The following is an 11,590-nucleotide window of genomic DNA, read 5'->3' as shown; positions in this document are numbered from 1 at the left end:
AAAGAACTTTTTCAAGAAAAAAATGTTCTCGGAAATTAGGAAAGCAACATAGAAGTGGGTTGAACATGCCCTGATAATAGTTTGTTCAACACCTTCAGTGTTGAGAACAGCGTAGGTATTTACTTTCCGTGGGTTGCCACCCACGGCTATTTTTGTTCAGACCCTTCAGGTCTGTTTTTTTTGCTAAAAGAATGAAATTAGCAAGCTATTCATTTATGCAGGCACTTCATTTCTAAACCTTTTGAGATGAATTGAGCGAAATAATGGTGTGGCAGAAATCTATGCCATTTTATCTTCAGGAAATAGGAGCATTTATTGATGCTTGGGGACTTAAAAATGGCACTAAAAGAACTTCTTTTTAATTTTGAATATTTTAAAATTACAGATTTAAGTAATAGGACAACTTGTAGAAATCCCCCTATTTCCCCCTTGTCAAGGGGGAGTTGCAACAATGTGAATTGACTGCTGAATTGGTAGAATTGAAACGGGCTGATTCCATTTAGAGTCAGAAACGCACCCGGAAATTTTAATAATTACGAACTCTCCCTTTCAAAAGGGGGCGAAGAGCCTGTCCCGACATAGTCGGGAGGGATTTTTAACGCAAATATTTTAAAATTTCAGCTTGAAATAGTAGGTAAATAATCTCTCATTCACCCCTATTTGGCATCTACAGGCCTTTTGTTCCACATGGCTATAAACTGGAAATGGGCCATCCTTCGGGCGGACTCTTTGGCTTTATCAGCCAATTCTCCTTCATACAGCTCATTTATTGTCTCAAACCATAACTGCAGCCAGATTCCAAAATGCTTTTGCTCTAGGGTATGGTTTAAATTTTTGTCCACATTGATATGCTTGAGCGTAGGGTTGCCCTTGAACTTAATCACTCCAAAAAGATTCGTTTCCCAGAAATCAGTTAGTTTCTCCAGGTGATCCGGCCATCTTTCTTCCTCAATATGTCCATTGAAAATGGGACCCAAAACTTCGTCTTTTCTGATTTTTGCATAAAATGCATTCACCAGCACATTGATGTCTTTGCGGTTTTCAATCGGTTTCATCAGGCTTTATTTATTTGATTCCTTGACAACATTCACTACACGTTCCACCTGATCCAGCTTTGAAAGGCTCAAGCGAATCACACTGTCCTTTTTAGCAGTAAGGTCATGTGGAATATTCCCTTCTAGTGCCACTATACCTCCACTTTTAAAATTGTGAATCTCTCCTTCAGCTCCAAAGTCAATCTCTCCCTCCAAGACCTGAACCACAATTGGAAACTTGGTTTTGTGTTCTTTCATTATCTGACCTTCTTTCAAGAGGATGCGTATTTCTTTGGAAAATGAAGATTCCAAAATCACTTTGGTACTGATCTTATCTCCAAATTGTAAAGCTTCACTAAATGATGCAACTTCCATATTTCCTGTACTTTAAATTCAAACTCAATTTATTTATCAATACCTTATTAAGGTACCCCAACTCATCTAAATAATAAAGGATGTTTTTATCTTTTATTATTCTACAAGTATTACAAGATCTATATAAAATACGTTCAATTTTTTCCGTTTATTTTTTACCGGCGGTTATATGGCTGGTATTAAAATGAAATGCGCTGACTCAATTTAAATTCAGATATGTACCCGAAAATCTTAATGACTACGAACTCCCCCTTTCAAAAGGGGGACTCAGGGGGATTTTTGACGTAAATATTTTAAAATTCCAGCTTGAAAAGTCAGAATAATCCCTCCCGATTCTGTCGGGACAGGCACTGCCCCCTTGTCAAGGGGGAGTTGCGGAAACGTAAATTGACTGCTGAATGAGTTCCTTTCCTGCCGGCGGCTGAGCGGAGCCGAAGCCTTAGGGCAACGTGTTCATCATACCTACTCCGCTCCGCTCAGGAACCGGTTAATGCGGTTTGCTTATTGAAACTAAATAATCTTCTAAACTCCAGAATAACTAAGGAAGCCTGACAGGCTTCACCAACAATAACCACGGTGAAACCCGTGGACAGCAAATGTATTATCAATATTCCAACCCCGGAGTAGGTTGAACAAGCCCTCATTATAGTATGTTCAACACCTTCAGTGTTGGGAATAGGGTAGGTATTTCCATTCCGTGGGTTGTCACCCACGGCTATTATTGTTCAGACCCTTCAGGTCTGTTTTATTGTTAAAAAGAATGAAATTAGTGAGCAATTCATTTCTGTAAGTACTTCATTTCGAACCCTTTTGAGATGAATTGAGCGAGGTGAGGGTGTGGTAATCTTACCTTTTATCTGCAGAAAAATCAAGCCAGCAGAAAACTTCTCCCCACAAGGGCCAACGCTGCCTTGTTCTCTGGCATGCCCACCTCGCTTCTTTCTATAATTAGGCTTAAGTGATACCAGAAATTGGAATCGAATAACTTATACGGCTGACATAGTTTGATAAAAGTTGATATTAATGTTGAATTGCTAATTCTGCCGAAAGTTGAGCGGAACCGAAGCCTTAGGCCAACGTGTCCGTTATACCTACTCCTTCGGCTTCGTGAAGGGACCGGTTATTTGGCTGGCTTATGAACACGGGTATTCAATTGAAACGAGCTGACTCAATTTAAATTCAGATATGTACCCGAAAATCTTAATGACTACGAATTCCCCCTTTCAAAAGGGGGACTCAGGGGGATTTTTGACGTAAATATTTTAAAATTCCAGCTTGAAAAACAATAACATTTCCGTAATAATCCTTCCCGATTCTGTCGGGACAGGCACTGCCCCCTTGTCAAGGGGGAGTTGCGGGAACGTGAATTGACTGCTGAATAAGCCAATCCGATTGGAAGACAACACCAAAAAAATGACCGGCTGTTGGGCCGGTCTTTTTACTTTTATGAAATTTGAATTTTATATTTTTTCGAAAACATTTCTGAAACTACATGCCGCAGCAAGCCTGCCATGCAAATCAGCAATTGGCACACGCTCCTGTTCGGTGGTGTCTCTATGACGGATGGTTACCGTGTCATCTTCCAAGGTCTGGTGATCTACGGCAATACAGAATGGAGTACCTATCAAATCCTGCCTTGTATAGCGTTTTCCTATGGATCCGGCTTCTTCGTAGATGATATTGAAATCATATTTCAATTGATCAAAAATCGCTTTTCCTTTATCAGGTAAGCCATCTTTCTTGGTCAATGGCAAAATGGCCGCTTTCACCGGTGCCAATGCAGGGTGAAGTGCCAAATAAGCCCTCGATTTTCCTTCCACTTCTTCCGTGGTAAAGGCATTGCAAAGGGTCATCAAAAATAACCTGTCTGCTCCAATAGACGTTTCGACTACATAAGGAATGTAATTCTGATTGATCTCAGGATCGAAGTACTGTTGCTTCTTTTTACTGAACTCCTGATGGGCCTTTAGGTCAAAGTCTGTTCGGGAGTGAATTCCCTCCACCTCTTTGAATCCAAAAGGGAATTTGTATTCTATATCCAAAGCAGCATTGGCATAATGTGCCAGCTTCTCATGGTCATGTCTTCTTAGGTTTTCCTCAGGAATACCCAAAGCCTTGTGCCAGCTCATACGTGTATCCGCCCAGTGCTTGTACCATTCTAGTTCGGTACCGGGACGAACAAAGAATTGCATTTCCATTTGTTCAAATTCCCGCATTCTGAAAATAAATTGTCTCGCAACAATCTCATTCCTGAAAGCCTTTCCTATTTGCGCAATCCCAAAAGGAACTTTCATTCTGGCCGTTTTCTGCACATTCAAGAAGTTTACAAATATCCCCTGAGCCGTTTCCGGTCTTAGGTAGATGGTGCTTGAATCTTCTGATACAGAACCCACTTGGGTGGAGAACATAAGGTTGAATTGCCTTATTTCGGTCCAGTTGGTGGTACCACTTACAGGGCAGGTAATGTTCTCTTCAATTAAAAATTCGCGAAGGGCAGTAAAATCTTCTTCTTCCAACAAACGCCCCATGGTAGCCAAAAGGCTATCCGCTTTCTCTTGGTTGCCCTCGTTTTCATAGCCAGCAGCTTTTTCTTCGATCAGTACATCCGCTCGGTAGCGCTTTTTACTGTCTTTGTTGTCCACCATTGGATCATTAAAACTATCCACATGGCCGGAAGCTTTCCAGGTAGTTGGGTGCATAAAAATAGCTGCATCCAAACCAACGATATTGCCATTGAGTCGGGTCATGGATTCCCACCATAACCTTTTAAGATTGTTCTTTAACTCTACCCCATAAGGCCCGTAATCGTACACCGCCTGAAGCCCATCATAAATTTCAGATGAAGGGTAAACAAACCCATACTCTTTGGCATGGGCAATGATATCTTTTAGCAGGCCGGATTCCTGCTTTTGTCCTGATTTTGCCATAGGCGCAAAATTAAGCAAAAACCTATACTCTACAAGGTTTTTCAGTTACTGGTATGGCTTTGTATCAGGAAAGCAGCAATATCTGCGATATCTTGCGCCTTAAGATCCATTTCTAAAGGTCCTGGCATCAGACTTATTCGTAGCTGTTTTCTGGTCAGCACTTCTTCTGCAGGTAAAACATGTCGTTTTCCTTGAAAATCCAGCACCGTAACCACCGGCCCTGCAGCTTGTAATAAACCTAAAAGTACCGCTCCATTTTTAAGCGCAATCAAATAAGCTTCCGAACCAAAGCCTATGGCTGCATCAGGTTCAGCAATGGTGTTGACTAAGGTTGGGTAATCCATCTTTTGCCCGATTTGACTCAGGTCAGGACCTATTTCATTGCCTGAGCCAGCTATTCTATGACAGGCAGCACAATTTTGTATGGCTTTTACCTTGCCTGCTACAGGGTCTTTGCCTAGGGCTAAAATTTCTTCTTCATCAATTGCCTGGTCTCCTCCAAAATAATGCCTCAATACTTTAAGCACTGAGGGCCTTTTCTCATCTTTAGTTACAGCTGAAAAATCCAATTCTTCATTTTTGAATAAGCCTTCTGCCCCCATCAAAGCCAAATGGAGTCTACCCACAGGGTTTTCCGCCAATTGCGTTAATGTAAGATGCTTTTGTTCCTGGTTGCTTAAACTGTCTTTTAGTTGCGCTTTTAACGCCAATAAATCGGGCTGGGCATCAGGTAAAACAATTTGAGAATCCCAATCCTGCAGGAAAGTACTCCACTCATTGTATTTTCTGAATTGAAGCCACCATTGGGCTTTTTCTCCAAGTACCCCCTCCGTTTCAGCTGCTAGCTTTACTGCCTCCACTGCCTCTTTTTCGAAAATAAAAGCCAGGGTTTCCAAAGCCAGGTCTCTTTCATCAATTTCTAAGTCCTTGTTTTCTACTCTGGCTTTCAAAGCGGGGATTGCAGCTTTGGGATGCCACTCCCATACCAGAGAGGCAATTTGAGAACTCCATTTTGCTGGATCCATAGAAGCCACATTGGCCCCGTAATAGGTTTCAGCATTGTCTTTCATCCCTATGCCCAATGCATTTCTGTACCAAGGATCAATCCCATCATATCGGTTGACTAATTCTTCATAGATTTCGGAAGTTTTTTCCCAATCTTCGTCCCTTAGCAATAAGGCCAGCTCTCTTCTGATCAATGGTGAACTTTCATTGGCCAGCATTAATCCCTTTTCGAGCAATTGATCCGGCGCATAGGTAGCCAAAGCCCTGAGCGTGGTCAATACGATTTCCTGATTTGCATCTTTTAGCAAGGGCAAAACTGAATGGATCCCTTGCTCACCCATACCTGCGATGGTCCAGATTGCCCTGGCTTTGTAAAAAGGATTGTCGCCATTCTGTATAATGTTTTCCAGTTCAGGCAAAACAGCAGCACCTTGTTCTTTTAATTTCTGCATGGCAAAAGCACGCACATGAACCGCAGGATTTTTAAGTGCGATCAATTGACCTTCTGTGGTAGAAAAATCAATCTTTGGTACGGTAAGCTTTTTGTCCTTTGGAACAATGCGGTAAATCTTACCCTCTCCCACTGTGTCCCTCATTTGATGGCCTCCCACGATAGGATCATACCAATCTGCAATAAACAGCGAACCGTCAGTGCCTACTGTTACATCGCTTGGCCTGAACCATTTCCGGGTATCTTCCTCCACCTGATGCCAGATATAACCAGTATTGTCTTGGTCAACTGAAGAAACAAAGGCTTGTCTATTTTGAAGGGGATAACCGGCACCTTTTACCTCAGGTTGATAGCCAAAAATAATATTTCTTCCAGCATCAGCACTTAACAAGAGCCCTCTGAATTGCTCTCCCAATTCATCCTCCTCAATTCTCACCATACCGGTAGGGGATCCTGCACCATACACATCACCGACGGGTAAAACACCGGGATCATGTTGGTGCCAATGCGCTTCGGCGATTGTTTGCCCTGGCCTTCTGTCCGCTTGCCATGTCCGGTCCCCCTTCTCACTAAAATAGCCTGCATTGCTTCCTTCCATTAACCATGTAGTCCTGCAAGAGGCCGTCTGATCATCATTGTCACTCTGCCACATATTCCCATAGGAATCTACAGCAACTTCAAAGGCATTTCTGAAATTATGCGACACTACCTCCATATCGGTGCCATCCGGGTTGATTCGAATAACCAGGCCACCGTTGTATATTTGCCCATCATCACTGATTTGGGAGGGTAGATTTTCTGTACTGTATGGGGTATATTCATTGTAAACACTTCCTGAGCGAAGGGTCCAACCGTCTTTTCCTGCCACTTGATGTGGCCCTGCATTTCCTGTAATAAAATACCATTTCCCATCTGGGCCTAGCTGTCCGGCATGAAGTCCATGATCATGGTCTTTTCCTCCAAATCCGGATAAAAAAATCTCTTTGCTATCAGGAATATCATCTCCATCCTCGTCTGTATAGATAATTACGTTGGGAGAACAGGAGACGATTACCTGATTGCCAAGAACGGCAATACCCAAAGGGCTTCTCAATAAGGTGTCTTGAACAAAAACTTTTGAAGCATCTGCTTTACCATCGCCATTTGTGTCCTCCAAGATCATTATTCGGTCACCTTTGTCTTGAACCTTGTGACCATCGGCATTGCGAAAATCCCTATAGTTGACCCCTTCGGTGATCCATAACCTCCCCTTGGCATCTACATCCATATTGGTAGGATTATAGAATAAGGGGCTTTCGGCCCATACATTTACTTCCAATCCTTCCGGAACAAATAACATTGGTTGGACTTCCTGTTGGTTTCCGGTGTTGCAAGAAAACAACCCAAGGAATAAAACACTGCAACAGATCGACCACTTTACCATTATTTAAGATTTCATAAGTTGTGAAACAAAGTTGAGATTTTCTCGATAAGCCGGGAGTACCTCCATCCCCTTTGGAATGGCTCCTTCCATGATGCACCAACCATTATAGCCTATTTTATCGAGGCTTACTTTTACTTTCTCAAAATCCACCTTCCCTTGCCCAAGCAATTGCCCATTTTCTTTAAAGTGAATTTCGCAGATATTTTCAGCCCCTAAGAGGGCTATTTCTTTAAAAATATCATAACCCATTTCTGTAGCATTGGCCAAATCATAATAGACCTTGACATGGGAAGAACCCACTTCTGCTAAAATCTCCAGGTGTTCTTCAGCAGAAAGCCAAGATTCAATGCCTAAAACCACATTGGCTTTTTCCGCCTTGGGGGCAACTTTCTTTAATCTACGAATCACTTCTGCTTTCCCGGCAGGATCATTTCTTAGGTCTCCAGCTGAAAAAAAGGCCAATAAGACATTTTTGCAACCCAATACCGTGGCTACATCAATACTGTCCGAAACCCAAGCCTCAGTTTCAGGAGCAGATTTGTAGGGCACCCTATTGAGCTCACCTATTGCCAGTCCGGCGATTTTTACTTTGTTTTCTTTTGCTGCCTTAAGGTAGGTTTTTTGCATCTCTTTTTGTCGGAGGTGCATGTTATTTGCCACATTCCCTAAACTTACCTGAACTCCATCCAAACCTATCTCTCTGGCCAGTGCAAATGCACTAGGCTCAGAAGCTTTGCCGATCGACCAGTCACAAGCACCAATACGGATTTTAGGCTTTCGCTCACCGATCCCCCACAGTGGAGTCAAAGAAAGCATACCACTTAAGGTGAATATTGTTTTACGTCGACTGATCTTTTTCATTTTAATTTTTTACACTTGCCATCTTATAGACTTTCCCATCTGCTTTGGTAAAAAGGTACATTTCTCCACTGGCATCTTTGCCAAATCGGAGGTCCACTCTTCTACTTCCTGCCAATTTTTCAAGGGGTATAGAGACGCCTTCATATTCAACTGTCCATTCATAAATTGGCGCCTGTTTGCCTATTTCAAGATCGGCTATGTTTACATAAAATAGTCTCCCTCTGGTTATGTCTCCAAAAAGATATTTCCCATTCAAGCCTGGTACTTCTGTCCCTGTATATTCATAACCACCTGAAATAGCATTCCCTTCATCGTGGTCATACATGGCTACCGGATAGGTAAATCCAAAGGATGCCTCATTCTCAGGCAAAGGGAAAACCATGTTAGAATCGTCTTCTGGTTTTAATTTAAAGGTCCCCTCCCTAACAGGCCAACCATAATCATCTCCTGCACGAAGCATGTAAAGGGATTCAATTTGCCCCTGACCAATATTGGAAACAAGCATTTCACCGCCCTTTGTCCAGGTAATTCTATGTGGATTCCTGAAACCATGTGCATAGATCTCAGGCATCCAATCTTTGTCATTCCCTACAAAGGGATTGTCTCCAGGGATTCCGTATTTGCCATTACTACTGTTATTTCCTTGTGGATCAATCCGGTAAACTGCTCCCCAAGGTTGAGTGGCTCCATAAGAAATCCAGGCATGTCCCCTTCCTTCAGATCCTCCATCACCTATTCCTATATAGAGTAAGCCATAATCTTTGTCTCCTTTTTTAGCAAGTGGATTGAAAGTAATTTCTTGCATGCCGTGAATAGCAGACGCCATGTCTATCCTAAACAATTCTCTGTGTTCAGAAGTATTGAGGGGTATTTGTAACGGGTCGTTTGTTGTCCATTCTGTCACCACCCACTGCATGTCACTTTTAATACTGTCTCCGAAGGCAAAATCAGCAGGTACTGTATGAGGTTTTTCGGTATGGCTGGTATAGAACAAACCATTGTCACCAAAATTGGGATGGAAGGCAAAACTGCCAAAACCAGTGGCCAGGCCAGGTTGATTTATAAATTCAGGCATTTCCTTAGCCATATCAAGATATAACGTGGATTTTGCCCCTTCCATTAGGTACATTTTACCCCGTAAATCCAACATGTACATGTCTTTGGTTACCGGATGATAGTCCATTTTAGCTATACGGGTAACGGGTTTTTTTTCTGCAGAAGCAGGAATAGTACTGATCAATTCCAGGTTAACAACCAGGTCAGACATGGGTATTTTTTCAGGTATTGGGTTTCCTATAGAATCCATTACTGCTTCTAAATTCTCTGGCGGTGCTTCATGCTGGTGCATATAGGCAATAATATTGTCCAATTCTTTTTCTTCTAAATGATTGAAAGAAGGCATATAAGTCTTGTACCTGTCAAAGACTTTCTTGGCTCTCTCATCGCCTTTTTCAATCATTTCAGTAGGGTTTTGAATAAAAGAGCGCATCCATTCAAGGGATTGTTCTTTGGTGATGCCTCCAAGTTGGGGTCCAATACCATTCTTATCAAAGGCGTGACAACTACTGCAATTTGCCTGGAATAAATTTTCTCCGGCTTCCAGGCTGGTTTGATCCATGGGAATCAATTCTTCCAAAGGTTTGTCTTTAGAACTACATGACCAACAAAAAACTGTAAAAAACAGGAGAAACAAGAGGTTATAAAATGGGTTCATAAATTAATGGTACTGTCAAAATGGGATTTAATCAATTAAAATACGGACCCAATCTACTTTATTATCGTTATATAAAAAAAACCTTATTTATCAATGGCTGAAATAAATCATTTTTAAGTCAATTATTTGTGTATTTTTCACACTAAGAGCAATAAAAAAGGGGCTTGTTTTTCAACAGCCCCTTCAATTATTTTATTCTAAATCAATGTTTACCATCCTTTATTCTGGTCAATTCCTGAAGAGCTTACCACACGGGTTGGAATAGGCCAAACCCCCATAGTGCTGGCGTCGAAATTCCTTGCTGGCCAAACTTCACCTATAGTATAAGATGAGTTTGGATTTGCTCTATCCGAGTGAAGACGACCGTGAAGCGGCTTGTTGTAAGCAGCTTCTGCATCGCCCCATCTCACCAAATCAAAATGTCTGTTGGCAAATTCACCAGCTAACTCTACCCTTCGCTCATGTTTTAAATCCTCCATGGTAGCATTGGTTTTAGGAGCTAAACCAGCCCTTTCTCTTACGCGGTTCAAAGGAGCATCACCATTTTGTCCTTGCATAATCAATGCTTCTGCTTTTAACAATAAAAGCTCAGAATACCTTAATAAGGGCACATTGAGAATGGTCGTTGGATCATTTCCATTGGAATTGACATAAGTACCTATTGGATTTTCAAATTGGTACTCGTATAGGTATTTATTGAATTGTAAACCAGAAAGAGAGTTTTCGGATTGATACTTTCTTTCCTCTCCAAAGAATTTAAAATCATCACCAAATTTTAATATGGTAACCTCTCTTCTATAATCTCCTTCTTCAAATTCTTCATACAGTTCATTTGTAGGCATGTAATAACCCCAACCGTTGTATTTTCCCCAACCTTTATTTTCCAAAGACACGCCTGGAAGCTTGCTTCCTCCATTCACGCCTGACACTACTGTCCAGATGTATTCCGGTCCCCAGTTGTTCAGGTGGCTATGGAGCATCCTAAAATCTTCTGATGGGGTATTGGTAGTATAAATGTCTCTGTTAGAGCCTGAATTTGTAACGGCATCCACATAAGTCACGACCTCAGCATATCTGGAAGCATCATATTCTGCCCAGTAAAGGTTGGTCTTTGCAATATAGGCCAGTGCTGCGTCTTTGTGTGCACGTCCCATATCTTCACCGCTATAAGTGGTAAAAAGAGGCAATAAATCTGCTGCTTTCTTTAAGTCCTCTACAATCTGCGCATAGTTTTCTACTACACTTGCAGGACGAGAATAGCTACCTGCTTCGTCAAACATATTTTCCTCAGTGACAATAGGGATACCCCCACTTACATCATCACCATATGTATGTGCAATCCAAAAATAATGAAAAGCCCGCATAAAATAAGCTTCGCCCAAAATCCGATTTTTCAAATCGGTAGCAATGTCCATGTCTGGGACATTGAGTATAATATCATTCGCACGACGGATAATTTTAAAACTCTGCGGATACATCCAATAGGCATAGCCTTCATCTCCAGTCATGTTAAAATTCTTGATATTGTCTGCAGTAGCGTTGATTCTACCAGTGACCATATCATCCGATGCATTGATATACCAGAAAAATCCTCTAGAAAACATGTCCTCATCCTTCATGTAAAAATAAAGGCTATTCGCAGCGGTTATCGCATCTTGTTCATTTTGGAAGAAATTCTCATAAGAAGTACTTCCAAGTGGCTCAAGATTGGTAAACTCATCTGTGCAGCTCGTCATCAGCCCTAAGCTAAGGGCAATTAATGTTGATATCTTATATAAAGTGTTTTTCATTTTTTTCACT

The 11,590-nt window shown here is 41.6% G+C and carries 7 protein-coding genes; all 7 read right to left on the bottom strand.

What is annotated here, in order from left to right; translation table 11 throughout:
* Window positions 1–656 precede the first annotated feature (656 nt).
* Window positions 657–1,055 (bottom strand): group III truncated hemoglobin, encoded by a 399-nt coding sequence (locus tag AAC073_RS19225; protein WP_339925430.1) that lies wholly within the window; start codon window positions 1,053–1,055, stop codon window positions 657–659.
* A gap of 6 nt (window positions 1,056–1,061) precedes the next feature.
* Window positions 1,062–1,409, bottom strand: a complete 348-nt coding sequence (locus AAC073_RS19220; RefSeq protein WP_339925429.1) for a cupin — start codon at window positions 1,407–1,409, stop codon at window positions 1,062–1,064.
* A 1,460-nt stretch (window positions 1,410–2,869) separates the two neighbouring features.
* The gene (locus AAC073_RS19215; RefSeq protein ID WP_339925428.1) at window positions 2,870–4,336 is read right to left on the bottom strand and encodes a glycine--tRNA ligase; all 1,467 of its coding nucleotides are present in this window, start codon (window positions 4,334–4,336) and stop codon (window positions 2,870–2,872) included.
* A gap of 41 nt (window positions 4,337–4,377) precedes the next feature.
* Entirely contained in the window at window positions 4,378–7,131 is a 2,754-nt protein-coding gene (locus tag AAC073_RS19210; protein ID WP_339925427.1) for a PVC-type heme-binding CxxCH protein, read from the bottom strand.
* A gap of 87 nt (window positions 7,132–7,218) precedes the next feature.
* Window positions 7,219–8,076 (bottom strand): sugar phosphate isomerase/epimerase family protein, encoded by an 858-nt coding sequence (locus AAC073_RS19205; RefSeq protein ID WP_339925426.1) that lies wholly within the window; start codon window positions 8,074–8,076, stop codon window positions 7,219–7,221.
* A gap of 1 nt (window position 8,077) precedes the next feature.
* Window positions 8,078–9,790 (bottom strand): PQQ-dependent sugar dehydrogenase, encoded by a 1,713-nt coding sequence (locus tag AAC073_RS19200; RefSeq protein ID WP_339925425.1) that lies wholly within the window; start codon window positions 9,788–9,790, stop codon window positions 8,078–8,080.
* 209 nt (window positions 9,791–9,999) lie between these two features.
* A complete protein-coding gene (locus AAC073_RS19195) occupies window positions 10,000–11,580 on the bottom strand; it encodes a RagB/SusD family nutrient uptake outer membrane protein (protein ID WP_339925424.1) in 1,581 nt (526 codons plus the stop codon).
* Window positions 11,581–11,590 lie beyond the last annotated feature (10 nt).

Origin of the sequence: uncultured Cyclobacterium sp., from assembly GCF_963977555.1 — a bacterium.
Lineage (GTDB): Bacteria > Bacteroidota > Bacteroidia > Cytophagales > Cyclobacteriaceae > Cyclobacterium.
Note: the sequence above shows the minus strand (reverse complement) of the source record. Positions and strands in the feature narration are given on the sequence as shown.

Coding starts and splice junctions, on each gene's coding strand:
- AAC073_RS19225 (WP_339925430.1), bottom strand. CDS start 1,055: ATGAAACCGATTGAAAACCGCAAAGACATCAATGTGCTGGTGAATGCA.
- AAC073_RS19220 (WP_339925429.1), bottom strand. CDS start 1,409: ATGGAAGTTGCATCATTTAGTGAAGCTTTACAATTTGGAGATAAGATC.
- AAC073_RS19215 (WP_339925428.1), bottom strand. CDS start 4,336: ATGGCAAAATCAGGACAAAAGCAGGAATCCGGCCTGCTAAAAGATATC.
- AAC073_RS19210 (WP_339925427.1), bottom strand. CDS start 7,131: ATGTTATTTGTTCCGGAAGGATTGGAAGTAAATGTATGGGCCGAAAGC.
- AAC073_RS19205 (WP_339925426.1), bottom strand. CDS start 8,076: ATGAAAAAGATCAGTCGACGTAAAACAATATTCACCTTAAGTGGTATG.
- AAC073_RS19200 (WP_339925425.1), bottom strand. CDS start 9,790: ATGAACCCATTTTATAACCTCTTGTTTCTCCTGTTTTTTACAGTTTTT.
- AAC073_RS19195 (WP_339925424.1), bottom strand. CDS start 11,580: ATGAAAAACACTTTATATAAGATATCAACATTAATTGCCCTTAGCTTA.